Origin of the sequence: Plantactinospora sp. GCM10030261, from assembly GCF_042666615.1 — a bacterium.
Classification (GTDB): Bacteria; Actinomycetota; Actinomycetes; order Mycobacteriales; family Micromonosporaceae; genus KBS50.
Genome location: NZ_JBHTDD010000016.1, coordinates 1 through 24,519, shown reverse-complemented (window position 1 = coordinate 24,519; position 24,519 = coordinate 1). Strand labels below are relative to the sequence as shown.

Genomic DNA, 24,519 nt, shown 5'->3' with positions numbered 1-24,519 from the left:
CAGGTGTGATCGACGTACCGCTCTCCGTCCTCGACCTCGCCCCCGTCGCCACCGGCGCCACCGCCGGTGACGCCCTGCGGCACACCACCGAGCTGGCCAGGCGCACCGAACAGCTCGGTTACCGGCGCTTCTGGGTCGCCGAGCACCACAACATGCCCGGCATCGCCAGCTCCGCGCCGGCCGTACTGCTGGCCCACCTCGCCGCCGCCACCACCCGGATCCGGGTCGGTTCGGGCGGGGTGATGCTGCCCAACCACCCGCCGCTTGTGGTCGCCGAGCAGTTCGGCACCCTGGAGGCCCTGCACCCGGGACGGATCGACCTGGGTATCGGCCGAGCACCGGGGACCGACCAGATGACGGCGCTGGCGCTGCGCCGCACCATGGAGGGGCTGTCCGCCGAGGGGTTCCCCACCGAGCTGGCCGATTTGATCAACTACTTCACCGGCGACGACCCGGGGCCGATCACCGCCACCCCCGGCCGCGGCCAACGCCCGGACATCTGGCTGCTCGGCTCCAGCGGGTTCAGTGCCCGCCTCGCCGGGCTGCTCGGCCTGCCGTTCTCGTTCGCCCACCACTTCAGCGCCGCGAACACGCTGCCCGCGCTCGCGCTGTACCGGGAGTCGTTCCGCCCGTCCCGCTGGCTCGACGCCCCGTACGCGATGGTGGCGGTGAACGCGATCTGCGCGGACACCGACGGGCGGGCGGACTGGCTGGCCGGTCCCGGGATGCTGTCGTTCCTGCGGCTGCGCTCCGGCCGGCCGCAGCCGCTGCCCACCCCGGAGGAGGCGGCGGCGTACCCGTACAGCGCGGCCGAGCGGGAGTTCGGCGCGCAGCGCCGGGAAGGCCAGGCGTACGGCTCGCCCGACACCGTCCGGCGGCAGCTCACCGACCTGCTGGCCGCCACCCGCGCCGACGAGCTGATGCTCACCACCATGGTGTACGACATCGACGACCGGATCCGGTCCTTCGAGCTGATCGCCGAGACGGTGGCCGGCGGCCTGCCCCGCTGACCACGGAGGTGACGTGTCCGCTTGCCCGGACCCCACCTCCATTGATCAACTGGTGCCATGGCCACGCACATGGATCCCGAGGAGTTCCGCCGGCACGGACACGCGCTTGTGGACTGGATCGCCGACTACTGGGCCGGGCTGCCCGGCCGCCCGGTGACGCCGAGCGAGGCGCCGGGTGCCGTGGCGGCCCGGCTGCCGGCCGGTCCGCCGGAGCGTGGCGACGGCCTGACCGGCCTGCTGGACGATCTCAACCGGGTCGTCCTGCCCGGAGTGACGCACTGGCAGCATCCCGGGTTCTTCGGCTACTTCCCGGCCAACACCTCCGGGCCGAGCGTGCTGGGCGACCTGGCCAGCGCCGGCCTGGGCGTCCAGGGCATGCTCTGGGCGACCAGCCCGGCCGCCACCGAGGTGGAGATCGTGATGCTCGACTGGCTGGCCGATGCGCTCGACCTGCCGGCGCGGTTCCGGTCCACCTCCGCCGGTGGCGGCGTGATCCAGGACTCCGCGTCCTCGGCGACGCTGGTGGCCGTGCTGGCCGCCCTGCACCGGGCCAGCGGTGGTCGGTGGCGGGAGGCCGGCGTCGACCGTCGCTACCGGGTTTACGCGTCCACCCAGGGCCACTCGTCGATCGAGAAGGCGGCCCGGATCGCCGGGCTCGGCGCCGACGGGGTCCATCCGGTGGCGGTGGAGCCGGCCACCCTGGCGATGGATCCCGCCGCGCTGCGCGCCGCGATCGAGGCCGACCGGGCGGCCGGGGTCCTGCCGGCGATCGTGGTGGCGACAATCGGCACCACCTCCACCACCGCGATCGACCCGCTGCCGGCCATCGGCGAGCTGTGCCGGGAGTACGGGATCTGGCTGCACGTGGACGCCGCGTACGCCGGTTCGGCGGCGGTCTGCCCGGAGCTGCGCTGGTCACACGCCGGATTGGAGTACGCCGATTCGTACTGCTTCGATCCGCACAAGTGGCTGCTCACCGGGTTCGACTGCGACGCGTTCTGGGTGGCCGACCGCGCCGAGTTGGTGGCCGCGCTGACCGTACTCCCCGAGTACCTCCGCAACGCGGCAAGCGACTCGGGCGCGGTCGTCGACTACCGGGACTGGCAGGTGCCGCTGGGCCGGCGGTTCCGCGCGCTGAAGCTGTGGTTCGTGCTGCGCTGGTACGGCGTCGAGGGGCTGCGGGACCACATCCGCTCCGGCGTCGGCCTCGCCGCGGAGTTCGCCGACCTGGTGCGCGCCGACGACCGGTTCGAGATCGTCACCCCGCACCCCTTCTCGTTGGTCTGCTTCCGACTGCGGGACGGCTCGCCGTCCACCGGGGCGGCCGACACCGACACCGACACCGACACCGACCGGGTCAACGCCGAGCTGTTGGCCAGGGTGAACGCCACCGGCCGGATCTATCTCACGCACACCAGGGTGCGCGACCGGTACACGCTGCGGCTGGCCGTCGGCGCGCCCGCCACCACCCGGGAGACCGTCGAAGATGCCTGGCGGCGGATCCGGGACACCGCCACGGATCTGCTCGACGGTAAGGCGGCGGCGTAGCGCGTCCGCCGACCCATCGCCAACCCCGCCACGGCCACGGCACCATGACCGCCTCCGGCCACCCCCAACCGTGTGTGCGCGCCATCCCGTTGGTCCGGACCGCTTCGACAGGGGCCGGCGCGACATGGGCAGCGGGACACCGGAACGCCGGACACCGAAACGCCGGACACCAGACGCTGGAGGGCGAATGAATCGGCGGGGTCAGACCCAGGCTTCGGGATCGGCGGTCAGCTCGGTGACCCGCGACGGCAGCGTCCCGGCCGCCACGTCGGCCACCGTGACCAGCTCCAGGATCTGCCGTTCGTTGGCTCGCAGCGCGATCCACACGTCCCGTAGGGACCGGGCCGCACCGCGATAGCCGAGTTCCTCGGGACGCTGGCCGCGCACGTTCGCCAGCGGCCCGTCGATCACCCGGATCACGTCGGCGAGAGAGATCTGCTCGGCGGGCCGGGCCAACCAGTAGCCACCCTCCGGCCCGCGCTGCGCCTGGACCACCCCACCCCGCCGCAACTGGAGCAGGATGCTCTCCAGGAACTTCGGCGGGATCTCCTGTGCCCGGGCGATCTGTTCGGCCGTGACCAGCCGCCGTGCCCCGGTGCGCAGCGCACCCGCCCGGCCCCGGCCGGTGTCGGGACCGGCGTCGCCGACCAGGGCGCTGGACTGCGCGGCGAGTTCCGCGACGGCACGCAACGCATAGTCGACCCGGGCGGAAAGGCGCATAGCGCAAGGCTAGCCCCACGGACCCGGGCCACCGGTCCCGGGGCCGTCAACATGATCGTCTAGTCGTGACGTCAGCCACCGACCCGGCGCAGCAGCCCTTCCTGGACAGCGCTGGCGATCTGCCGACCGTCGAGCGTGAACATCCGGCCGGTGGCCAGGCCCCGGGCGCCGGACGCCGACGGGCTCCAACAGTCGTACAGGAACCACTCGTCGGCCCGGAACGGTCGGTGGAACCACAGCGCGTGGTCCAGGCTCGCCCCCACCACACCACCGGGCCCCCACACCTCGCCGTGCACCGACAGAACCGAGTCGAGCAGGGTCAGGTCGGAGGCGTACGTCAGCGCGCAGGCGTGCAGCAGCGGGTCGTCGGGCAGCTTGCCGTCGATGCGCATCCAGACCCGTTGGTGCGGGTCAGCCGGCCGGCTGCCGGGACGCACCCAGCCCGGTTCGCCGACGTAGCGCACGTCGATGGGGCGCGGGATCTGCCCCCAGATGCCCAGCCGCTCCGGGTACCGGGCCAGCCGGTCGGCCATCGTCGGCACCTCGTCCGGCGGCGGCACGTCGGGCGGCGTGGGAGCGTGGTGGTCGAGCCCTTCCTCCTGCCGCTGAAACGAGGCGGACATGAAGAAGATCGGCTTCTCGTGCTGGAGCGCCACGGACCGCCGGACCGAGAAGGACCGGCCGTCGCGGATGATCTCGACCTGGTATGTGATCGGTTCGGCCGGGTCGCCGGGTCGGACGAAGTAGCCGTGCAGTGAGTGGACGAACCGGTCCGGCTCGACGGTCCGCCCGGCCGCCACCAGGGCCTGGCCGGCGACCTGGCCCCCGTACACCCGTTGCGGCCCGACGGGCGGGCTCATCCCGCGGAACGTCGTCTCGTCGACCGGCGCCAGGTCGAGCACGTCGAGCAGTTGGTCGACCGCGGCCTGGCCGACGAGAACGGCACCGGTCATCGTCGCGCCCGGGCCGCCGCCGCGTCCACAAGCGAACCGAGCTGGTGGACGCGCAGGGTGTTGGTGGAGCCCGGGGTGCCCGGCGGGCTGCCCGCCACGATGACCACGAGGTCACCCGGGTTGCCCCGGCCCAGGCCGAGCAGTGCCTGGTCAACCTGGCGGAACATGTCGTCGGTGTGTTCCACGAACGGCATGAGGAACGTCTCCACCCCCCAGGAGAGGGCGAGCTGGGCCCGGACCTCGGGCACCGGGGTGAAGGCCAGCAGCGGCAGATCGCAGTGCAGCCGGGACAGCCTGCGCACGGTGTCGCCGGTCTGGGAGAAGGCGACAAGCGCCTTCGCGCCGATGTTCCGCGCGATCGCCGAGGCCGCCGAGGTGAGCGCGCCACCGTGGGTCCGGGGGTCGTGTTGCAGTCGGGGCACCCCGATCGAACCCGACTCGGTGGTCGCCACGATCTTGCCCATCGTGCTGACAGTGAGGATCGGGTACTTCCCCACGCTGGTCTCGCCGGACAGCATCACCGCGTCCGCGCCGTCGAGGACCGCGTTCGCCACGTCGGACGCCTCGGCGCGGGTGGGGCGGGAATTCTCGATCATCGAGTCCAGCATCTGGGTGGCGACGATTACCGGCTTGGCGTTCTCCCGGCACAGCTGCACGGCCCGCTTCTGCACCAGCGGCACCTGGTCGAGCGGAAGCTCGACGCCCAGGTCGCCGCGGGCCACCATGATCCCGTCGAACGCCGCGACGATGGCCTCCAGGTTGTCGACCGCCTCCGGCTTCTCCACCTTGGCCAGCACCGGACGGTGAATGTTCACCTCGCTCATGATCCCGTGGACCAGTTTGACGTCCTCGGCGGATCGGACGAACGACAGCGCCACCAGGTCGACGCCGAGTCGCAACGCGAAGCGCAGGTCCTCGGTGTCCTTCTCCGACATGGCCGGCACGCTGACCGCGACGTTCGGCAGCGAGACACCCTTGTTGTTGGAGACCGGCCCGCCCTCGGTGACCAGACAGCGGATGTCGTTCTCGCTGACCGCGCTGACCTCGACCGCAACCTTGCCGTCGTCGATGAGCAACCGGTCACCCGGCTTGACCTCCTGCGGCAGCTTCCGGTACGTGCAGGAGACCCGGTCCCGGGTGCCGAGAATGTCGTCGCTGGTGATCACGACCGAGTCACCGGTCCGCCACTCGTGCGGGCCGTCGGCGAACCGGCCCAGCCGGATCTTCGGCCCCTGCAGGTCGGCGAGGACGGCGACCGCGTGCCCGGTGACCTCGGCCGCCTTGCGTACCAGGTGGTAAACCTGCTCGTGGTCGGCGTGGCTGCCGTGGCTGAAGTTGAGCCGGGCCACGTCCATACCCGCCTCGACCAGGCCCCGGATCCGCTCCGGTGACGAGGTGGCCGGACCGAGTGTGCAGACGATCTTCGCGCGGCGTGTCACGCCCATCAGGCTAGTCTCTCCCCCAGATCGACCCACTGGCCGACCCCCGTCGGAAATGGGAACGTTTGTCCAACGTCCGACGGCGACTGGATGGCCGTCGGCAGGCACGCCGGGAACGTTGCGCGGGCAGCGCTGACCGCACCCGGAAGCGTACCGCCGCGAACCATCCGCCCGCCGTCCGGCCGGACGGTCCCGCGGACCCCGCCGGATCCGCCTGACCGCGCCATCGGTCAACCCTCCGGGGCGGCCGGAAACACAAGCGAACCGGCCGGCGCCAGAAAGGTCAACACGTCCACCCGGTACAGCCCGGCCCGCACCGCCGGATCTGCCTCCACCAACATCCGTACGTCATCCACCGAACCCGTGCGGCTCAGCCCGAAACCGCACGGCGGGTCGGGGTGCCTGGCCCGCCCGTCGACCGCCCCGGCCACCAGGAGCACTCCCCGGTCACGCAGCGCGTCCAGGTACCGGGAATGCTCGGCCTGGAGCCGGCGGGCGGTCTCGGTACGCAGCGCCCGTCCGGCCGGACCGGGATAGAACACGATGCACTCGTACGTGTCGAGCGCGTAGTCCACCCGCGGTGTGTCGACCATGTCGGAAGCGTCCCACGCCGGTGCCACCGGTCGGGCCGGTTCACGCGTCCCGCGCCGAGGGCCCGCTCAGCCCGCGGCGGCGGGGGCCAGCGCCTGGGCCAGCAGGGTGCCGCTGTCGCCGAGCTGGTCGGTCTGGCCACCCCACCGGATCTCGAGCCGCTCTCCGCCGTGCAGGGTCAGCTCGTACTTCGGAGGGAACTTGCGCACCAGCGGCGCCGCGACGATCTCCTCGTACGGGATGAAGCGGCTGCCCTCGGCGGTGAGCTGCTGCCGCCACTGTCCGGACTCGATCAGCTTGGCCACCCGACGCTTGGCCATGCCGGTCTTGTACCTGGCGATGCCCGGAATCAGCAGGAGCCCGTGGCTGAGGATCAACACGTCGGTGCGCTTCCCACCGACGATCATGGTGACGACGGCGCCGTGCACCTCCGACTTCTCGGTCCCCACCCGCTGCTGGACGTGCCGGGCCGCGGTGGGGTCGATGCCCAGCGCGGCGAGCCGGCGCCGGGCTTCCGGTTGGGTGACCGGATCGAGCGCCAGCGTGGCGGTGCCGGTGAGGTCGAGGTCTGCCCCGTCCCGGCCGAGCAGCCGGATCGGCCCGCTCCACGACGGTTGCCAGTAGGCGGCCGAGGAGCGCAGCGCGGCGAGGCTGAGCAGCGCGGCGAGCGGCTCGGCGAAGAGCTTGCCCGCCTCCTCCCTGGTGGCCTGCGGGAAGACCGGCCGGGCCAGGTCGTTTAGCCGGCCGGCCCCGATCAGGTCGAGCACCGCCCCCACGTGCGGCACCGGCTGGTCGACCGCCCGGGACAGGGTCCGCAGCAGGTCGTCCACGTTCGACTGCAGGTCGGCGGTGGCGGTGGCGGGCAGGAACGTGTCCCACGGCAGGACGGTGTGCTGCCCCCCGGTGAGGATCCGCTCCTGGAGGGCTCGACCGGCCCGATCGGGCGCGGGGATCAACGTCCAGGCGGGCCGGTCGTCCACGAACGCGGGCACCGCCGGGGACGCGGCGATCGCGGCGAGCCGGACGGACAGCGGCGGGTGGGTGTCCCAGCGGGACCGCGTCTCCTCGGGCTGCTGGCTCCGCAGTTCCGCGATCTCGTCACCCCGGGCGCGCAACAGCTCACGGAAGCCGCCGAACAGGTCGTCCGGGGCGTACCCGAACTCCAGTCCGGGACCAACGTACCGCCGCAGGTAGAAGGCGAAGGCGGCGCCGAGCACGCGGATCTCGCGCAGGGCGCTGGCGGCGGCCTCCCGGCCGGCGACCCGGACCGACGCCTGGTCCGCCTCGATCTCCTGCTGGCGTCCCACGGCGTTGTGTACGACGACGAAGAGCTTCCCGTACTGCTTGAAGATCCAGCCGGCCAGATTGCCCGACCCGATGTAACCGATGGTGCGGCCCATCGCCTCCCGGCCCCGGTACGAGATGCCCGCCCACCTGGTGTGCCGCCCGGAGTAGTGGCCCAACTCGTGCGCCAGCACCGAGCGCAGTTGGGCCACGTTGAACGCCTGCAGCAGCGGCATGCCGATGAGCATGTAGCGCTTGCCGGCGACGAGCCCCATGAGCTTGGCGTGTTCCGACACGGCGGCGTTGACGTCCGGAACCAGGTAGATCTCGTCCGGTGCCCGGGTACCCACCACCCGGGCGATGTCGTCCACCATCCCCCACAGCTGCGGCGCGACGTCGCGCCGCAACGGCAGTCCGCGGGGCGGTTCGATCTTGGCGCGTACCGCCTTCCAGGTCCCGTAGCCGACGGCCCAGACGGTGGCCAGGAAGACGGCGATGCCGACCTTGGCGGCGAGCGCCCCGGTGGTGACCGACCCGATCCAGATGGCCAAGGCGATTCCGGCGGCCAGTTGCCCCAGCGCCAGAAGGTAGAAGCCGGCAAGCATGGCGACCGAGATGGCCGCGCGCAGCGCGACGGTCATGAGTGTTCCTCCCCCGTTACCCGACGTCGTTCAGCCGGGTCTCCAGGCATGTCCCGCCCGAAGCGTTCGGAAGGTATCGCCTCGCCGACCGAGGAACAAGACCGGTCGCACCTTCCGGGTCGAACGGTGGCCCGGTACGGCACTCAGATGGGGGATCCGATCACCGAGTGGCCTGCGGGGCCGGGTCGGTCGGCCGGCCGGACATCGGTGATCCGGACGCCGCTGCGGGGCAGCGTCGGGATCCGGTGCAGCGGGATCGACAGATCCTGTTCCGGCACCGTGTAGTCGAGCCGGGCGAGGCGGACGACAAGCGCCGACAGGAGCGCCACCGTGATCTTCTCGCCGGGGCAGCGATGTCCGGTACGGGGATCGCCGCCACCCTGCGGCACCAGGTCGAACTCCCCGACCGCCCGGTCGACGAACCGATCCGGGTGGAAGGCGTACGGGTCGGGCCACAGGTCCGGGTCGTGGTTCTGGCCGTACAGGTCGAGCAGGACCATCGCGCCCTCCGGGATCGGGGCGCCGTGAAAGGTCAGGTCCCGCACGGCCGTGCCGCCCACGAACGGCGCGAACGGATAGAACCGACGTACCTCGTGGGTGAATGCCTCGACGAAGCGGCTGTCGCCCGAGCGCAGCCGGGCCCGGTGCTCCGGCCACCGGTGCAGCGCGTGACCGGCGAACGTGACGAACCAGGTCACCGCCACCGTGGGTCGCAGCACGTTCAGCAGTTCGACTGCCGCCAGTTCCCGGTCCAGCGGCGAACCGTCGAGGTCCCGGTGCGCGGCGACCGCGGCCAGCGCGGAGTCGGCCGGCGCCTCGGTCTGGCCGTCGCGCACCGCCTCGACGAGCGCGCCGAGACGGTCCTGCAGCCGGCCACGGGCCCGGCGCGCCCGCCAGTGCCGGGGACCGGCGGTCGCAAAGCCGTCGACCAGGGCCATCAGGTCGGCCGCCAGCGGTCCGACCTCGCCCTCCTCCAGCGGCACCCCGGTCCACTGGCAGACCCCCCGGGTGAGCACCCGAGGTACGTCGTCGAAGAGCACCACCTCGTCCCGACCAGCCCAACTCGACACCGCGACGTCCCAGGCCGCGGTCGTGAGGTCGACCAGCCGGGTGATGCCGGCGGGGTCCATCAGCAGTCCGAACAGTTCCTTGCGCCGCCGGTGTGCCGATCCGTCCATCGTGTGCACGGCGCGCTTGCCGAAAAGCGTCCCCTGGACCGGTTCCGGGATGGCGCCGTGCCGCCGGATGTGGTTCTCGTCGTAGAAGAACCGGGCCGCCTCGGGCCCGCAGATCCCGACGGCGGGTTGGCCGAGCAGACGGGTCCGGACCATGTCGCCGTCCGCCCGGCGACGCCGGTTCGGCAACCAGCCGTATCCCTCGATGGCCAGCGGCAGACTGCTGTCGACGGTGGGGAAGGGCGCCATGGCGATCTCCTTCCCCGGCGCACCGGAACGAAACCGCCTCGCGCGGTCGTCCGGGGCAGGCGCGAACGGACTGGTCACCTCGCCTTGACCTGAACCGCGGTTGAGCAACCACGGTGGATGACATGCGACGACAGCCTCTCGACGGACCGCCGGAACACCGGATCCCGCCGCGCCACCGCACCGGCCGGTGGGTCCGGTTCGCCGCCATCCTGGCCGCCGGCGACCTCGGACGACCGGCTACCGAGCGGATCCTGCTGGCCGGCGGATCATTCGGCGACGATGGTCAGCCGGCGGGCAGGGCGTAGCCGGGTATCGACGGCCAGCGCACGGTGAGCACCACGGATGCCTCCTCGGCGTACCAGGAACGGTCGATGCCGCGACCCCAGACGACATAATCGCCCGGCACGGAGAGCACCACGGTCCGGTCCGGCAGCTCGACCCGGAAACCGGCCGGAGATCAGGATCAGCAACGCGGTTCGGACCTCGCCGGTCGCCCACGCGGCGCGCCGGTCGCCGGGCGGATGGACACCCCACGGCCCCTTATCGACGCTATGCGGCATAAGGAGCCGTTCCATGTCACAGAACCTGATGAATGTGGTCGGCGATCACCTGGGGCGCCATCCAGAAGGCGCTGTGGTCCTGGTCGGGCAGCACGAGGAACTCGGCGTTCGGCAGCAGGTCGACGAGTTGCTTGGCGCCGGCGTGGAAGAACTCCGGGCTGTTCGCGCCGACCACGGCCACGGTCCGGGTCGCGTGCGTCCACCGGTCGGCGGGCAGCGGCCGGCCGTCCTGCGTACCCGCCAGGATGCGACCGTCATAGCTGATCGTGTGGGCGTACCGGGTCATGACCTCCCACGACGGGTCTGCCTTCATCGCGTCGATGTACTCGGGCGGCACCCCCACCGCCTCGACCATCAGGTACTCGACGGCCTCGCTGCGCCTGCCGGCCCGGACCAGTTCGTCGAGGTGCGCGACGTAGTCGGCGGGGACCGGCGGGCGGCTGTCGTCGACGATGAACGGCACCTCGTACAGGTAGAGCCCGGTGACCTTCGCGCCGAGTGCGGTGGCCGCGTCGAGCGCCAGCACCGTGCCGGCCGAGCCACTGGCCAGGTACGCGCTGCCGCCGACCGCGTCGATCAGGGCTTCGATGTCCGCCACCTCCCGGCGCGGCTCGTACGGCTGGGTGTCCCCGCTGTCGCCGCGGCCCCGGCGGTCGTAGTTGTGCACGGTGTAGTGCCGGCTCAGCTCGCCGGCCAGCGTGTCGAGGCCGTGCCGGTCGCTCGCGGTGGTGCCGATCAGGACGAGTGCGGGTCCGGCGCCGGTGGTCTCGTACGCGATGGCGGTGCCGTCGGCGGAGTTGACGGTGTTCATGGTTGCGCTCCCTGGGATTCGTGGTCAGGCGACGGTGGTGAGGTGTGCGGCGAGTCGGTCGAGGGCCTCGAGGTAGCCCTCCACCATGCCCATGGCCTCGGCCTGGGTCAGCTCGTCCAGCGAGTTGAAATGGGTGGTGATGGTCAGCCGGGTCGCGGCCCCGGCCGGGTCGAAGGTCACGAAGTTCTCGGTGCCGGCGTCCTCACCGGCGGTCCGCCACATCTCGTCGGCGAAGGCGTCGACGTAGGTGAGCCGCCGGTTCTCCTGCACCTCGCGATAGACGGCGACGCAGCGCACCAGCGCGGATCCGCCGCCGGTGGGCGCCATGCTGAACCGCCAGCGACCGCCCGGCCGGACGTCCATCTCGTGCACCGTGGTGGTCCAGCCACGCGGACCCCACCACCGCGCCACGTGCTCCGGCCTGGTCCAGCTCAGCCAGACTGTCGACACCGCGGCCGACAGGGTGCGCTCGATGATGAGCTGCCGCGTCTCGGGGATCTTGGTGACGGTGGTCCTACCGCTCATCGCGGGTCTCCTCGGCGTCGGTACGGGCGTCGGTCTCGGGGGTTGTCGCGCCCTGGCTTTCGAGCACCGCGAGGTGCTCGTCCAGTGCGTCGAGGCGGTCGGCCCAGATGTGGGCGAACGTGTCGAGCCACATGGTGATCTCCTTGAACGGCTCGGACCGGAGGCCGTAGATGCGCCGCTGCGCGTCCTTGCGCGCCTCGACGATTCCGGCGTCCGCCAGGACCCGCAGATGGCGGGAGACCTTGGGCTGTATGACGTCGAGTTCCGCGACCAGGTCACCGACCGCCCGGGGGTGTGCCCGCAGCAGTTCGACGATCTGGAAGCGGGTCGGCTCGGCGATGGCCGCGAGCCGCTCCTGCAGGCGTGACGTCCTCATGCCATCGAACATACCTCACGGCGTATATATGACGCAAGTAATTAAATGGCGAGGGCCCGGAGCCTCCCGAGGCACCGCGGCGGGCCCCGCCCATCCGCTCGGCTACGCTCACGCCATAACCCGACGGGAGGCTCATGTTCGCGGTCCAGCTCACCGACGACGCCCAGCTCCGGCCACTCGAACCGTGGCAGGCCGAAGAGTTCCTCGCACACATCGACCGGTCCCGCGACGTGGTGGACCCGTGGGTACCGTGGGCCAGCCGCAGCACCGACCTCGACTCGGCCCGCGCCATGCTCCAGCGCTTCGCCGACCGGCAGGCGGCCGACACCGGCAGGTTGTACGGCATCTGGCTGGACGGCACCCTGGTCGGCACGACCATGTTCGTCGGCTTCGACGCCGCCGGCGGGGTCTGCGAGCTGGGAACCGCCGTGGAACCGGCGGGTCAGGGCCGCGGCTTGGCGACCCTGGCGGCGCGGTTGCTCATCGACTGGGCGTTCCGGGTGCGCGGCCTGCACCGCGTCGAGTGGAAGTGCCGGCCGGAGAACGTGGCCAGCAGCAACATCGCCCGACGCCTCGGCATGACCCTGGACGGCACGCTCCGCCAGGAGTTCGACTACCAGGGAAAGCGTCATGACACCGAGGTATGGTCACTGCTCGCCGACGAGTGGCCGGGGCGAGGAGACTGAACAGCACGGCCGTCGCAGGTGAGGGCGGGGACGCAGGTCCCAGGTTGGGGTGGACAAGGGGGAGGTGGGTGTGGCCGATGCGGGCGATGCCGTGCGCTGGCTGCACCTGAGCGCACCAGGTAGTGGGCCGGACGAGCTGTCCGCGCTGGTGAGCCGCGCGGCGCCGGCGATCGGCGCCACCGAAATCGTGATCTACCTCGCGGACTACGCGCAGGCCGAACTCGTACCGATGCCCGGTGGCCCCGGACGGGACGTCCTGCCCATCGAGACGACGCTGCCCGGCCGCGCGTTCACCACCCTCGACCTCCAGCGCGCCGTCGACGCCGGTGAGCGGGTCTGGGCGCCGCTGCTCGTCGGCTGCGAGCGGATGGGCGTCCTGGAGGTCGTCTCGCCAACGGCCGGGAATCCGGAACTGGACCAGCCGGTACGCGAACTCGCGGCAAACATCGCCCAGCTGCTGAGCAACCGCCGCTCGTACGGCGACCTGGTCGAACGGCTCCGGCGGCGGCTACCCATGCAGGTCGCCGCCGAGATCGTGTGGGGCCTGCTGCCGCCACTGACCTTCGCCACCGACGACCTCATCGTCACCGCCATCCTCGAACCGTGCTACGACGTCGGCGGGGACGTGTTCGACTACGCCCTCAACGGCGACGTGCTCAGTGTCGGACTCTTCGACACCTGCGGGCACGGGATCAAGGCGAGCACGCTCGCCTCCCTGACAATCGGCGCCTACCGCAACGCCCGCCGGTGCGGCCTCGACCTGGCGGCCACGGCGATCAGCATCGACCGGTGGATCCGGTCCGAGCATCCGAATCTCTTCGCGACCGGCCTCCTGGTCGAACTGGACCGCGCCACCGGCCGGTTACGGATGATCAACGCCGGTCATCCGGGTGCCATCCTGCTCCGTGGCCACCGGGCTATCCGGGAGTTGCCCGGTCCCACCGCCCTGCCGCTGGGCATCGGCCACTTCGCCGCCGACGGACCGCGGGTGTACGAGGAGGAACTGCACCCCGGCGACCGCCTGCTCGCGTACACCGACGGCATCACCGACGCGCGCAGCGCCGACGGCAGCGTGTTCGGCGTGGACCGGCTCGTCGACTGCGTGGACCGGGCCCTGAACGACCAGCTACCCACTCCCGAGACGATGCGTCGCCTGGTCCGCGCCGTCCTCGCCCACCAGGACAACCAACTCGGCGACGACGCCTCCGCGCTGTTGCTCGAATGGCGGCCACCGCACAGCCCACTCGCCCACCTCGGCGGGCTCGTCGCCAACGACCCCGCGAGCTGACCTGCCGGGTGCCCGCGGACCCCGGTGGTTCCTCGGCGGGGTGAGGCCGCCGCCGATCGACCCATTGCGCTACCCTCACGGCATGCGCACCAGCCTCCTTCTTGGCCCGCCGCTCTGAGCGATCGACGATCGCCTCGGAGCGGCCACCCTCCCCATCGGGAGGGTTTTTTGTTGCCCAGAAAAGGTTCTACGAGCATCGACGACGGCGTCGACCGACAAGCGAGGAACGCGAGAGGCAGATGAACGAGCAGCGGACCGAACCGCCACGGGCGGACACCACCCAGCCGGCGGTGTACGACGTCTCCGCCGTCCAGCACAAGTGGCGGGCGGTCTGGGACGAACTCGACCTCTTCCGGGCGGCCGACGACGGCCAACGGGACCGGCGCTACGCCCTCACCATGTTCCCGTATCCCAGCGGTGACCTGCACATGGGGCACGCCGAGGTGATGGCGCTGCACGACGTGATCGCCCGGTACTGGCGGCTGCGCGGGTTCGACGTGCTCAACCCGATCGGCTGGGACTCGTTCGGGCTGCCGGCGGAGAACGCCGCGATCCGGCGCGACGAGCATCCGGCGACGTACACCTACACGAACATCGAGACCCAGGCCGAGTCGTTCCGCCGGTACGCGGTTTCCTTCGACTGGTCGCGCCGGCTGCACACCAGCGACCCCGAGTACTACCGGTGGACCCAGTGGCTGTTCCTGCGCTTTTGGGAGCGTGGGCTGGCCTACCGCAGGCACAGCCCGGTCAACTGGTGTCCGGCCGATCAGACGGTGCTCGCCAACGAGCAGGTCGTGGGTGGCCGGTGCGAGCGGTGCGGCGCCGAGGTGACCCGGCGCGAACTCGCCCAGTGGTACTTCCGGACCACGGCGTACGCCCAGCGGCTGCTCGACGACATGCGGCTGTTGGAAGGATCCTGGCACGATCCGGTGCTGACCATGCAGCGCAACTGGATCGGCCGCAGCGAGGGCGCCCACGTCGACTTCGAGATCGAGGGCCGGACCGAGCCGGTCACCGTGTTCACCACCCGTCCCGACACGGTGTACGGCGCGACCTTCTTCGTGGTCGCCGCCGACGCGCCGCTGGCCGACGAGATCTGCCCGCCCGAGCGGCGGGCGGAATTCGAGGCGTACCTCGCCGAGGTGCGCAAGGCGTCCGACATCGACCGGTTGTCGACCGACCGGGCCAGGACCGGCGTCTTCCTGGGCCGGCACGCGGTGAACCCGGTGACCGGGGACCGGATCCCGATCTGGGCGGCCGACTACGTGCTGGCCGACTACGGCACCGGCGCGGTTATGGGGGTGCCCGCGCACGACCAGCGTGACCTCGACTTCGCCCGCGCCTGCGGGCTGCCGGTGCGCCTGGTCGTCGACACCGGGGAGCCGGACCCGGCGGTGTCCGGCGTCGCCACCACGGGTGACGGGGTCTACGTCGACTCCGGTGAACTGACCGGCCTGACCGACAAGGAGGGCGGCATCAGGCGGATCGTCGAGCGGTTGACGGCGGACGGCCGGGGACGGGCCGCGGTGACCTATCGGCTGCGCGACTGGCTGCTGTCCCGGCAGCGGTTCTGGGGCTGTCCGATCCCCATCGTCCACTGTGCCCACTGTGGCGAGGTGCCGGTCCCCGACGACCAGTTGCCCGTCGTCCTGCCGGACCTGCGCGGCGCGGACCTGAAGCCGAAGGGGGCGTCGCCGCTCGCCGCGGCCACCGACTGGGTGCGTGTCGACTGCCCGACGTGCGGCGTGCCGGCCCGCCGGGACACCGACACCATGGACACGTTCGTGGACTCGTCCTGGTACTTCCTGCGGTACTGCTCCCCGAACCACACCGACGGCCCGTTCGATCCGGAGGCGGTACGCCGGTGGATGCCCGCCCGGCAGTACGTGGGCGGGGCGGAGCACGCGATCCTGCACCTGCTCTACGTCCGGTTCTTCACCAAGGTGCTGTACGACCTGGGGATGGTCGACTTCGTCGAGCCGTTCTCGGCGCTGCTCTGCCAGGGCCAGGTGGTCAACCAGGGTCGGTCGATGAGCAAGTCGCTGGGCAACGGCGTCGACCTGGGCGACATGATCGACAAGTACGGCGTGGACGCCGTCCGGCTGACAATGGTCTTCGCCGGCCCGCCGGCGGAGGACATCGACTGGGCCGACGTCTCCCCCGCCGGCTCGGTACGGTTCCTGCACCGCGCCTGGCGGCTGGCCGGCGACGTCGCCTCACCACCCGGCGTCGACGTCACGACCGGGGACGCCGGGTTGCGCCGGAGCACCCACCGGACCCGGCACGAGGCGGCGCAGCTGATCGAGAGCCAGCGGTTCAACGTCATGGTCGCGCGGCTCATGGAGTTGGTGAACGCCACCCGTCGGGCGGTCGACTCCGGCTGTGGCGCGGCGGACCCGGCGGTCCGGGAGGCCGCCGAGACGATCGCGATCCTGCTCGGACTGGTCGCCCCGTACACCGCCGAGGAGATGTGGGAACGGCTTGGACACCGGCCCAGCGTCGCCGCCGTGGCGTGGCCGGACGCCGACGAGTCGCTGCTTGTCGAGTCGACGGTGACGGCGATCGTCCAGGTGGACGGCAGGGTGCGGGCGAAGCTCGCGGTGCCGCCGTCGATCGGCGCCGCCGACCTGGAGGCGCGGGCGCTTGCCGATCCCGCCGTTACGCGGGCGCTGGCGGGCCGGGCCGTCCGCCGGGTCGTGGTGCGGGAACCCAAACTGGTGAACGTCGTCGGCGGCTGAGCGGCGACGTTTTGGGGGGCACCGGCCGTCGCACGGTTGAACTATGGTCGGTGGCGTGCCGTCCGACCAAGGCGTGACTCGCCCGCCGCTGGCCGTCGCCCCCGTCACCGCCGTCGCCGGCCTGCTCGCCGTGGTCATGGTCGCCACCAGCGGCGCCTACGGCTATCACCGGGACGAGTTGTATTTCCGACTACTCGGCCAGCAGCCCGCCTGGGGGTACGTGGACCAGCCGCCCGCCACCCCGCTGCTGGCCCGGCTGACCACCGAGCTGTTCGGCGACCACCTGTGGGCGCTGCGGCTGCCGGGCGCCCTGATCCTGGCCGGTACGACCGTGCTCACCGCGCTGCTCGCCCGCGAGTTCGGCGGCGGCCGGGGTGCGCAGACGCTCGCCGCCATCGGCACCGGCACCACCTTCCCGCTGATCTTCGGGCACGCGTTGTTCACGGCCTCGTTGGACATGGTGGTCACGGCCGCCGTGTTGCTCTGCGTGGCCCGCGCGCTGCTGCGCGACGACCGCTGGTGGGTGGCCGTCGGTTGGCTGACCGGCCTGGGGCTCTACAACAAGTTCCTGATCGTGCTGCCGCTGCTGGCGATCGGCGCCGGGCTGCTGCTCGTCGGTCCGCGTCGGGTGCTGGCGTCCCGCTGGCTGTGGGCCGGGGTGGTGCTGGCGCTGATGCTCGGCGCGCCCAACCTGACCTACCAGGCGACGCACGAGTGGCCGCAGTTCGCGATGGCCCAGGCGATCGAGGAGAACAAGGGCGACGAGTCCCGCGTCCTGTTCGTACCGCTGCAACTGGCGCTGCTCGGCATGTTCGCCGTGCCGATCTGGATCGCCGGCCTGGTGCGGCTGCTGCGGGACCCGGCGCTTCGGTCGGCGCGGGCGCTCGGCGTGGCGTACCCGGTCATCTGCGTGCTTGTGCTGGTCCAGGGCGGGCAGCCGTACTACTCGCTCGGTCTGGTCCTGCTCCTGTTCGCCGCGGGCTGCGAACCGACGCTCCGGTGGGCGGCGGGACGCGGCCGGCGGGCCCTGCTCGCCGGCGCGCTTGTGGTAAACGCCGTCATGTCGGCGGTGGTGGCGTTGCCGGTGCTGCCGGTCAAAACCCTTGCCGACACCTTCGTCCCGCACATCAACCAGGCCACCAGCGACCAGATCGGCTGGCCCGAGTACGTCGCGCAGATCGCCTCGGTGGTGGACGGCCTGCCGGCGGCGGAGCGGGAAAGGGCCGTCATCATCACGGCCAACTACGGCGAGGCCGGGGCACTCGACCGGTACGGCGACCGGTACGACCTGCCACCGGTGCGCAGCGGGCACAACGAACTCTGGTACCGCGGCCGGCCGGCCGACGACGCGGATGTCGCCGTCATTGTCGGTTTCGACGGCGGCCCCCGGCTGTCCCGGGCGTTCGCCTCCTGCGTCGTCGCCCGCGACCTGGACAACGGTGTCGACATCCCGAACGAGGAACAGGAGCTGGATGTCCGGGTCTGCCGCGACCCGCGGCGGCCGTGGGTCGAACTGTGGCCGGAGTTCCGACACTACGACTGATCATCGATCGGCCCCCCGCCGGGGGCTGGCAACGCCGCCCGACCGTCAGGCGACGGCGACGCCGCTCCGCCGGACGACGGTGACGCCGCCCGACCGCCAGGCGACGGTGACAGCGCCTCGCCACCCGACGGTGCCGCCGCCCGGCCACCGACGGCATGCGACAACCGCAGGCTCGGCCGCTCGACCGCCCGGTGGAACACCTCGGCCACCACCAGCGACACCGGCACCGCCACGGCCAGGGCCACCGGGACGGGCGGCGTACCACCCAGCACCAACGCCGTCGACACGACGATCGGCTCGTGTACCAGATACAGGCTGAACGACCGCGAACCCAACCAGCGTGGCACCGGACGATCCAGCGCGGCGCCGGCCGCCGGCCACCGGATCACCAGCAGCACCGCCAGCGTGGCGCCCGCGACCTGCACCGTCCACGCCGCCAGCACCAGCGCCGTACCGGGGGCCGGCAGCACCGCCAGCAGCAGCCAGTGCGCCGTCAGGGCGACCACGCAGCCGGCGACCACCGTCCACCAGCACAGCACCGGCCGACGAACCGCGTCCAACCCGTCGAACAACCGGCGCAACCGGTCCTCGTTGAACGCGAGGAACACCCCGCAGACGAAGATCGGCAGATACCGGCCAGCGAACCCACCGAACGACGCGCCGAGAAAGACCAGCGCCGCCAGACCTGTCGCCCCCACCGCCAGCGGCCACCGCCGCAACCACCGGCCGACGACCAGATACGCCGGCAGCAGCAGGGAGAACAACACCTCCCACTTGAGCGACCAGAGCGCCGTGTTGGTGAAGCCCGGTCGACGGAGCAACACCAGGTCGTGCAGCACCCGCCCGGTGTCGGACATCGGCGCGTGCAGGTTCAGCCACCAACTCGCGCCCGGCCGGTCGCCGCGCGGCACCAGCAATGCCCAGACCAGCGCCAGCAGCACCGCTCCCCACACCGGGGGATAGAGCCGCAACAGCCGGCGCGGATAGTAGCGGCGCCACCGCGTCGGCCGACCACGCGCCGCCGGCAGCGCCAGCACGTAGCCGCTGAGCACGAAGAACAACACCACGGCCTCGGCGCCCGCCCAGGCCAGGTGCAGCGGTGTGTACGTGAGCAGCCAGTCCACCCAGCCGCCGGCCGGCCGCGGGTCGGCGACGTACCCGGCGGCCAGCTCCGGCCGGATCAACAGGGTGTGGTGGAGCAGGACGACGAACGCCGCCACGCCGCGCAACCCGTCCAGCGCCGACACCCGCCGGACGGGGCCGACGGTCGGGGGCGGGGGGCGGCCACGCCGCGACCACCACGATCGCGGTTGGCTGGGCAGCCGTGCGGCGCGGGCAGCTGGACGCGGCGGCATGGCCGCCAAGGTAGGCCCTCAGGACCCCCTCCCGCCGGTTACGACACGGCGCTGAGCTGCCAAAACAACGGGCGGATAGCCGACAGCCGGGTCACCGGGCGGCCGGCTGCTCGCCCGGTCGGACCAGGCCGGTCTCGTACGCCAGCACGACGGCCTGCACCCGGTCGCGCAGGTTCAGCTTGGCGAGGATCCGCTTCACGTGGGTCTTGACCGTCGACTCCTCCACCACCAGTGCCGTCGCGATCTCCCCGTTGGACAGGCCACGGCCGATCAGCTCCAGCACGTCGCGCTCGCGCGGCGTCAACCCCAGCAGCCGGCGACCGGCCGCCGGATCCAGCGGCCCCGACTCCCGGGCCACCCGGTCGATCACCGTACGGGTCACCGACGGCGACAGCAGCGAGTCGCCCTCGGCGATCGTGTGGATAGCGGCCATCAACTGCTCCGGGCGGGTGCGTTTGAGGACGAAGCCTGAGGCCCCGGCGCGCAGCGCCCCGAAGACGTAGTCGTCGTCCGAGAACGTGGTGAGGATGAGCACCCTGGTGGGTGAACCGGCGGAGACGATCTCGCGGGTGGCGGCCACCCCGTCCAGCACCGGCATCCGGATGTCCATGAGCACCACGTCGGGCCGCAACTCACGGCTCAGCTCCACCGCCCGGCGACCGTCCCCCGCCTCGCCCACCACATCGATCGACTCGTCCACCGACAGCACCGCCCGGAGCCCGGCGCGCATCAGGTCGTCGTCGTCCACCAGCAACACCCGCAGCGCACTCATCCGGTCCACCTCACGTATCGCGGCGGGCGGCTCACCCGGGAGCCTCGTGCGGCAGGACGGCCCGGAGCCGGAAGGCGCCGCCCTCGGTGCCGGTCTCCAGGCTGCCGCCCAGCATCAAGGCGCGCTCCCGCATCCCCACGATGCCGTGCCCGCTGCGCTGGGCGACCGCACCGGCGATCCCGCCCGAGGCCGCCACCCGCCCGTTGCCGGTCCCCTGTCGCCGGTCGGCCACCACCGGATTCGTGACGTCGATCTCCACTCGCCCCGGCCCGTGAGCCACCCGCACCGTGGCGCTGCCAGCGCCGTGCCGGGCGGCGTTCGTCAGGGACTCCTGCAGGATCCGGTACGCCGCCCAGGCCACCCCGTTCGGCAGCCCGTCGCGGGGCCCGGTCAGCTCGGTCACGAGCCGCAAGCCGTCGGCCCGGTACCGCTCCAGCAGGTGCTCCACCGCCTCGGGGGTGGCCGGCGCCAGCGGCGCCTCGGTGCCGTCGTCGCGCAGCACGTGCACCAACCGGTCGATGTCACCGATGGTCCCGCGCGCCACCTCCTCGATCGTGGCGATGGCCCGCTTGGACCGCTCCGGGTCACGGTCATGCAGCAGCCGGGCGGCGCCGGCCTGCACGAGGATCACATTGATCGCGTGCCCCGCCGAGTCGTGCAGTTCGCGCGCGATCCGGGTGCGCTCCTCGGCGACCGCCAACCGGCGCTCCCGCTCGGCGTCCCGGGCCGTACGCGTCGCCCGTTCCTCCAGCTCGACCAGCCGCTCGCGACGGATCCGGCTCAGCTCGCCGAACACCCAGGTGCCGGCGACCGCGAAGGCCCAGAAAATCGTGCCGGAGACCAGGCCCTCGCCCCAGCCGACCCCGGCGATGTAGGGGCTGGCCGCGATCGGCACGAAGATCGCCGCCGCCACCCGGGCCCCCCAGCGGTACGTACGACGGGGATCCCCGCCGTACGCGAACGCCAACGAGTGCACGGCCACCACCGGGCCGAACGGGAAGTCCAGCGGAAACCGCAGCACCAGCAGCAGCGCGGTGGCGGCGGCGACCACCAGGTAGACGGTGAACGGTGCGCGCCGGCGCAGCGCCAACGGAAGCGAACCGGCCATGGCGAGCAGCACGCCCCGGTCGTCCAGCCGCACCGCCTCGGGTGACGGCGTACCGAACCCGTGCAGGGCGAGCACCAGGACAGACGCGGCGAACACCAGCAGGGCGACGCCCGCGTCGATGGCGATGGCACGGCGGGTCACGAGCCGAGCGTAACCGGCAGCGGCCGGCGGCCGAGTCGCCCGACAGGAGCATCCCGCCTCCCCCGACGGGGGTACGGCGGGTTCGCCCAGCGGGAGGTTTCCGGCCGGCGATCCCGATTCCTACCGTCGATCACGCTCAGTCACGCGTATCAGGAGGTCGTTTCCCATGGTCGACAATACCCGGGCACCGGCGGACGGTCCGCCCGCGAGTCGGTTCGCCCGGCTCGCCGGCTGGTCGTACCGGCATCGCTGGCTGGCCCTGCTGGTCTGGCTGGTGGCGGTCGTGGGGGTGAGCGTCGGAGCGCAGGCCGCGGGCACCGCGTACCGCAACGACTTCTCGCTGCCCGGCACCGAGTCGCAGCGGGCCCTGGACACGCTGCGGGCGGAGGCGCCGGTCGCCGCCGGCAGCACCGTGCAGATCGTGCTGGCAGACCCGGACGGGCTGCGCACGCCGGACACCCAGCGGCGGGTGACCGCCATGCTCGCCGAGGTCGACGCCCTGCCGCACGTCGCGGCCGTCGGCGACCCGTACCGGGATCCGGGTTCGTTGTCCGCCGACGGCACCATCGGGTACGCCACGGTGACGCTCGACGTCCAGGCCACCGACATGCCGGCGGAGGACACCAAGACGATCGTCGAGACCGCCCAGCGTGCCGAGAGCGACGGGTTGCGGGTGGAACTCGGCGGCGAGACCGTGCAGGGCGTCGAGGAGGGCGGCGGCGGTCCGGCCGAGGGCATCGGCATGCTGGCCGCCCTGGTCATCCTGGTGTTCCTGTTCGGTTCGCTGCTCGCGGCCAGCCTGCCGCTGGTCATCGCGATCTTCGCGGTGGCGACCGCCATCGGCCTGGCCATGCTGGCCTCCAACGTCGCGACGATCGCCGAGTTCACCACACCGCTGATGATCCTGGTCGGGCTCGGCGTCGGAATCGACTACGCACTGCTGCTGTTCTCCCGGTTCCGCACCGAGATCCTGGCGGGTTACGACCGGGCCGAGGCGACCCGGCGGGCGGTGGACACCGCCGGCCGTACCGTGCTGTTCGCCGGTCTGACGGTCATCGTGGCCCTGCTCGGCCTGGTCGTGCTCGGCCTGGGTTCGTTGCAGGGCGTCGCGGTGGCCGTCGGGCTCACCGTGCTGGCCACCATGCTTGCGGCGCTCACCCTGCTGCCCGCGCTGCTCGGGCTGATGGGCGGGCGGATCGAACGCTCCATCCACAAGCGGTCGGCGAAGTCCGGCCGGGACGGCCAGGGCTGGCGCCGGTGGACCCTTGGTATCCAGCGACGCCCGTGGACGGCCGCGCTGCTCGCCACGGTCGCGCTGCTGGCGCTCAGCGCGCCGGTGCTCGGTATGCGCCTGGGCATCGCCGACGCCGGCAACAACGCCGAGACCAAGACCAGCCGCCAGGCGTACGACCTGCTGGCCGAGGGATTCGGCCCGGGTTTCAACGGCCCGCTGATCGTGGTGGTGGAGGGTGACCGGGCGGACGCCGAGGCGGCCCGGGAGGCGGCTCGAGGCACCGACGGTGTCGCGGAGGTGCCGCCGCCGGTTCCGCTCGGTGACGACGTGTCGATGCTGATCGTCGTGTCCGACGCCAAACCGCAGGACGCGCGTACCCAGGAACTGGTGGACCGGCTGCGAGCGGACGTGCTGCCGCCGGTCGAACGGACGACCGGGGCGCAGCTCATGGTGGGTGGCCCGACGGCGGCCACGGTGGACTTCGCCGCCGCCGTCTCCGCGCGGATGCCGCTGTTCGTGCTGGTCGTGGTGGGCCTGTCGAGCCTCCTGCTGCTCCTGGTGTTCCGCTCCGTGTTGATTCCGATCAAGGCGGCGGTGCTGAACCTGCTCAGCGTCGGCGCCTCACTCGGTGTCGTGACGCTTGTCTTCCAGCACGGCTGGCTCGGCGGCCCGCTGGGCATCCAGCCGGGGCCGATCGAGGCATTCGTACCGATCATGATTTTCGCGATCGCGTTCGGGCTGTCCATGGATTACGAGGTATTCCTCCTCGCCCGGATGCACGAACACTGGGAACGGCACCGGGACGCGCCGGCCGCCATCCGCGAGGGCATGGCCACCACCGGCCGGATCGTCACCGCCGCGGCGGCCATCATGGTGGTCGTCTTCGGGTCGTTCCTGCTCGACCCGGGCAGGATGCTCAAGCAGTTCGGTCTCGGCCTTGCCGTGGCGGTCCTGGTCGACGCGCTCGTGATCCGCTGTCTCATCCTGCCGGCGGTCATGCATCTGTTCGGCACCCGCGCCTGGTGGCTGCCGGCACCGCTGGCCCGGATGCTGCCCCGGGTGGCGCTGGAGAAGGTCGAGGACCCGCACCCGGAGCCGGTCGGAGGCGTGCGATGAAAATCCTGATCTGGGCGGTCATCGGCGCCGTCGGAGGTCTGGTCTTCGGGCTGCTGCTGAGCGAATTCATCGCGATCACCGGCATGCTGCTGTCGGAACGACCAACGGGCGTCAAGTTCCTACCGGTGTACCTGGCCGTCGCGTTCGCCGCCGTCGGGGCGATCCTGGCGGCCGTGCGCGATCGCCGCCGATAACGGCGGTCCGTCCCGAGCCGTCACCGGCGACGGCTCGGATCCGCCACCGCACCAGCGAGAGGGGCGGCGCCTGCACGGGGAAGCGCCGCCCCTCTCGCTGGTCCGGCACGCGATCGTCGGGTCGATCATGCAAGATCTTCGACCGGGGTTTCGCCCATCGACCCGTTTACGTCGGATGTCCGGATCGCCGTGGCCGGCGTCACCCGCGGGCCGGAATCCCCGACCCCACCCCCGCGTTGAACACCCCAGACGCGCGCACCAGCAGCCCAGCCCCACGCGCGTCGAGCACCCGGCCCGCCAGCGGCCAGCACGTCAAGCCGGCCCGGCCCCGCGCGGGGAACATCCCGGCCCACCCACCGGTTACACCCCCCCGACGCCGAGCACCACCGCGTCCCCGCGCCCACCGTGAACACCCCGAGGCGCACAAGACACCACCACACCCAGCCCGACGGAACCCCCACC

22 protein-coding genes are annotated in these 24,519 nt (G+C 72.0%); 9 read left to right on the top strand and 13 right to left on the bottom strand.

What is annotated here, in order from left to right:
- Nucleotides 1–5 precede the first annotated feature (5 nt).
- Together ACFQUZ_RS19445 and ACFQUZ_RS19440 are read left to right on the top strand one after the other, a co-directional pair.
- Entirely contained in the window at nt 6–1,010 is a 1,005-nt protein-coding gene (locus ACFQUZ_RS19445) for an LLM class flavin-dependent oxidoreductase (protein WP_377444104.1), read from the top strand.
- Nucleotides 1,011–1,067: 57 nt separating this feature from the next.
- Complete coding sequence (locus ACFQUZ_RS19440; RefSeq protein ID WP_377444102.1) at nt 1,068–2,558, top strand: pyridoxal-dependent decarboxylase; 1,491 nt, start codon at nt 1,068–1,070, stop codon at nt 2,556–2,558.
- 201 nt (nt 2,559–2,759) lie between these two features.
- On the opposite strand, the gene ACFQUZ_RS19435 is transcribed toward ACFQUZ_RS19440, so the two are convergent.
- The 6 genes from ACFQUZ_RS19435 to ACFQUZ_RS19410 all read right to left on the bottom strand — a co-directional run bounded on the left by ACFQUZ_RS19435 (nt 2,760) and on the right by ACFQUZ_RS19410 (nt 9,610).
- Nucleotides 2,760–3,278 carry an RrF2 family transcriptional regulator gene (locus ACFQUZ_RS19435; protein ID WP_377444100.1) on the bottom strand — a complete coding sequence of 173 codons (519 nt, stop codon included), beginning with the start codon at nt 3,276–3,278 and terminating at the stop codon, nt 2,760–2,762.
- 71 nt (nt 3,279–3,349) lie between these two features.
- Nucleotides 3,350–4,231 carry an acyl-CoA thioesterase gene (locus ACFQUZ_RS19430; RefSeq protein WP_377444098.1) on the bottom strand — a complete coding sequence of 294 codons (882 nt, stop codon included), beginning with the start codon at nt 4,229–4,231 and terminating at the stop codon, nt 3,350–3,352.
- Complete coding sequence (gene pyk / locus ACFQUZ_RS19425) at nt 4,228–5,676, bottom strand: pyruvate kinase (RefSeq protein WP_377444096.1); 1,449 nt, start codon at nt 5,674–5,676, stop codon at nt 4,228–4,230. Before pyk ends, ACFQUZ_RS19430 begins: the two co-directional genes overlap by 4 nt.
- 224 nt (nt 5,677–5,900) lie before the next feature.
- The gene (locus ACFQUZ_RS19420; protein WP_377444094.1) at nt 5,901–6,263 is read right to left on the bottom strand and encodes a YciI family protein; all 363 of its coding nucleotides are present in this window, start codon (nt 6,261–6,263) and stop codon (nt 5,901–5,903) included.
- Between the two features lie 66 nt (nt 6,264–6,329).
- Entirely contained in the window at nt 6,330–8,186 is a 1,857-nt protein-coding gene (locus ACFQUZ_RS19415) for a M48 family metallopeptidase (protein WP_377444092.1), read from the bottom strand.
- Between the two features lie 143 nt (nt 8,187–8,329).
- Nucleotides 8,330–9,610: a cytochrome P450 gene (locus tag ACFQUZ_RS19410; RefSeq protein WP_377444090.1), complete on the bottom strand. Its 1,281-nt coding sequence runs from the start codon at nt 9,608–9,610 to the stop codon at nt 8,330–8,332.
- 122 nt (nt 9,611–9,732) lie between these two features.
- On the opposite strand from ACFQUZ_RS19410, the gene ACFQUZ_RS19405 reads away from it, so the two are divergent.
- Nucleotides 9,733–9,915, top strand: a complete 183-nt coding sequence (locus tag ACFQUZ_RS19405; RefSeq protein WP_377444088.1) for a hypothetical protein — start codon at nt 9,733–9,735, stop codon at nt 9,913–9,915.
- On the opposite strand, the gene ACFQUZ_RS19400 is transcribed toward ACFQUZ_RS19405, so the two are convergent.
- From ACFQUZ_RS19400 to ACFQUZ_RS19385, 4 genes are all read right to left on the bottom strand, one after another.
- On the bottom strand, nt 9,894–10,016 hold the full coding sequence (locus ACFQUZ_RS19400; protein ID WP_377444086.1) for a hypothetical protein: 123 nt from the start codon (nt 10,014–10,016) through the stop codon (nt 9,894–9,896). The genes ACFQUZ_RS19405 and ACFQUZ_RS19400 overlap by 22 nt on opposite strands.
- 170 nt (nt 10,017–10,186) lie before the next feature.
- Entirely contained in the window at nt 10,187–10,981 is a 795-nt protein-coding gene (locus ACFQUZ_RS19395) for an alpha/beta fold hydrolase (RefSeq protein WP_377444085.1), read from the bottom strand.
- 24 nt (nt 10,982–11,005) lie between these two features.
- A complete protein-coding gene (locus ACFQUZ_RS19390) occupies nt 11,006–11,506 on the bottom strand; it encodes an SRPBCC domain-containing protein (protein ID WP_377444084.1) in 501 nt (166 codons plus the stop codon).
- A complete protein-coding gene (locus ACFQUZ_RS19385; RefSeq protein ID WP_377444082.1) occupies nt 11,496–11,882 on the bottom strand; it encodes an ArsR/SmtB family transcription factor in 387 nt (128 codons plus the stop codon). The genes ACFQUZ_RS19390 and ACFQUZ_RS19385 overlap by 11 nt, the downstream gene beginning before the upstream one ends.
- 134 nt (nt 11,883–12,016) lie before the next feature.
- Here ACFQUZ_RS19385 and ACFQUZ_RS19380 point away from each other — a divergent pair, with 134 nt between their 5' ends.
- The 4 genes from ACFQUZ_RS19380 to ACFQUZ_RS19365 all read left to right on the top strand — a co-directional run bounded on the left by ACFQUZ_RS19380 (nt 12,017) and on the right by ACFQUZ_RS19365 (nt 18,137).
- Nucleotides 12,017–12,568, top strand: coding sequence for a GNAT family N-acetyltransferase (locus ACFQUZ_RS19380; protein ID WP_377444080.1), 552 nt, complete (start codon nt 12,017–12,019; stop codon nt 12,566–12,568).
- A gap of 70 nt (nt 12,569–12,638) precedes the next feature.
- Nucleotides 12,639–13,856: a PP2C family protein-serine/threonine phosphatase gene (locus ACFQUZ_RS19375; protein WP_377444079.1), complete on the top strand. Its 1,218-nt coding sequence runs from the start codon at nt 12,639–12,641 to the stop codon at nt 13,854–13,856.
- 239 nt (nt 13,857–14,095) lie between these two features.
- Entirely contained in the window at nt 14,096–16,594 is a 2,499-nt protein-coding gene (gene leuS / locus ACFQUZ_RS19370) for a leucine--tRNA ligase (RefSeq protein ID WP_377444077.1), read from the top strand.
- 55 nt (nt 16,595–16,649) lie between these two features.
- Nucleotides 16,650–18,137, top strand: a complete 1,488-nt coding sequence (locus tag ACFQUZ_RS19365; RefSeq protein WP_377444075.1) for an ArnT family glycosyltransferase — start codon at nt 16,650–16,652, stop codon at nt 18,135–18,137.
- On the opposite strand, the gene ACFQUZ_RS19360 is transcribed toward ACFQUZ_RS19365, so the two are convergent.
- The 3 genes from ACFQUZ_RS19360 to ACFQUZ_RS19350 form a co-directional block, all read right to left on the bottom strand.
- Nucleotides 18,128–19,384, bottom strand: coding sequence for an acyltransferase family protein (locus ACFQUZ_RS19360; protein WP_377444073.1), 1,257 nt, complete (start codon nt 19,382–19,384; stop codon nt 18,128–18,130). The two genes, ACFQUZ_RS19365 and ACFQUZ_RS19360, sit on opposite strands and share 10 nt — an antisense overlap.
- Before the next feature lie 199 nt (nt 19,385–19,583).
- Entirely contained in the window at nt 19,584–20,264 is a 681-nt protein-coding gene (locus ACFQUZ_RS19355; protein ID WP_377444072.1) for a response regulator, read from the bottom strand.
- A gap of 31 nt (nt 20,265–20,295) precedes the next feature.
- Nucleotides 20,296–21,513 (bottom strand): sensor histidine kinase, encoded by a 1,218-nt coding sequence (locus tag ACFQUZ_RS19350; protein WP_377444070.1) that lies wholly within the window; start codon nt 21,511–21,513, stop codon nt 20,296–20,298.
- 166 nt (nt 21,514–21,679) lie between these two features.
- On the opposite strand from ACFQUZ_RS19350, the gene ACFQUZ_RS19345 reads away from it, so the two are divergent.
- Both ACFQUZ_RS19345 and ACFQUZ_RS19340 read left to right on the top strand, forming a co-directional pair.
- Nucleotides 21,680–23,863 carry an MMPL family transporter gene (locus ACFQUZ_RS19345; protein ID WP_377444068.1) on the top strand — a complete coding sequence of 728 codons (2,184 nt, stop codon included), beginning with the start codon at nt 21,680–21,682 and terminating at the stop codon, nt 23,861–23,863.
- Nucleotides 23,860–24,057 (top strand): DUF5957 family protein, encoded by a 198-nt coding sequence (locus tag ACFQUZ_RS19340; protein ID WP_377444066.1) that lies wholly within the window; start codon nt 23,860–23,862, stop codon nt 24,055–24,057. Before ACFQUZ_RS19345 ends, ACFQUZ_RS19340 begins: the two co-directional genes overlap by 4 nt.
- The last annotated feature ends 462 nt before the right edge of the window (nt 24,058–24,519 follow it).

Excerpts from the sequence above, each read along its gene's own strand:
- ACFQUZ_RS19440 (WP_377444102.1), top strand. The coding sequence starts at position 1,068 with ATGGCCACGCACATGGATCCCGAGGAGTTCCGCCGGCACGGACACGCG.
- ACFQUZ_RS19435 (WP_377444100.1), bottom strand. The coding sequence starts at position 3,278 with ATGCGCCTTTCCGCCCGGGTCGACTATGCGTTGCGTGCCGTCGCGGAA.
- ACFQUZ_RS19430 (WP_377444098.1), bottom strand. The coding sequence starts at position 4,231 with ATGACCGGTGCCGTTCTCGTCGGCCAGGCCGCGGTCGACCAACTGCTC.
- pyk (WP_377444096.1), bottom strand. The coding sequence starts at position 5,676 with ATGGGCGTGACACGCCGCGCGAAGATCGTCTGCACACTCGGTCCGGCC.
- ACFQUZ_RS19420 (WP_377444094.1), bottom strand. The coding sequence starts at position 6,263 with ATGGTCGACACACCGCGGGTGGACTACGCGCTCGACACGTACGAGTGC.
- ACFQUZ_RS19415 (WP_377444092.1), bottom strand. The coding sequence starts at position 8,186 with ATGACCGTCGCGCTGCGCGCGGCCATCTCGGTCGCCATGCTTGCCGGC.
- ACFQUZ_RS19410 (WP_377444090.1), bottom strand. The coding sequence starts at position 9,610 with ATGGCGCCCTTCCCCACCGTCGACAGCAGTCTGCCGCTGGCCATCGAG.
- ACFQUZ_RS19405 (WP_377444088.1), top strand. The coding sequence starts at position 9,733 with ATGCGACGACAGCCTCTCGACGGACCGCCGGAACACCGGATCCCGCCG.
- ACFQUZ_RS19395 (WP_377444085.1), bottom strand. The coding sequence starts at position 10,981 with ATGAACACCGTCAACTCCGCCGACGGCACCGCCATCGCGTACGAGACC.
- ACFQUZ_RS19390 (WP_377444084.1), bottom strand. The coding sequence starts at position 11,506 with ATGAGCGGTAGGACCACCGTCACCAAGATCCCCGAGACGCGGCAGCTC.
- ACFQUZ_RS19385 (WP_377444082.1), bottom strand. The coding sequence starts at position 11,882 with ATGAGGACGTCACGCCTGCAGGAGCGGCTCGCGGCCATCGCCGAGCCG.
- ACFQUZ_RS19380 (WP_377444080.1), top strand. The coding sequence starts at position 12,017 with ATGTTCGCGGTCCAGCTCACCGACGACGCCCAGCTCCGGCCACTCGAA.
- leuS (WP_377444077.1), top strand. The coding sequence starts at position 14,096 with ATGAACGAGCAGCGGACCGAACCGCCACGGGCGGACACCACCCAGCCG.
- ACFQUZ_RS19355 (WP_377444072.1), bottom strand. The coding sequence starts at position 20,264 with ATGAGTGCGCTGCGGGTGTTGCTGGTGGACGACGACGACCTGATGCGC.
- ACFQUZ_RS19345 (WP_377444068.1), top strand. The coding sequence starts at position 21,680 with ATGGTCGACAATACCCGGGCACCGGCGGACGGTCCGCCCGCGAGTCGG.
- ACFQUZ_RS19340 (WP_377444066.1), top strand. The coding sequence starts at position 23,860 with ATGAAAATCCTGATCTGGGCGGTCATCGGCGCCGTCGGAGGTCTGGTC.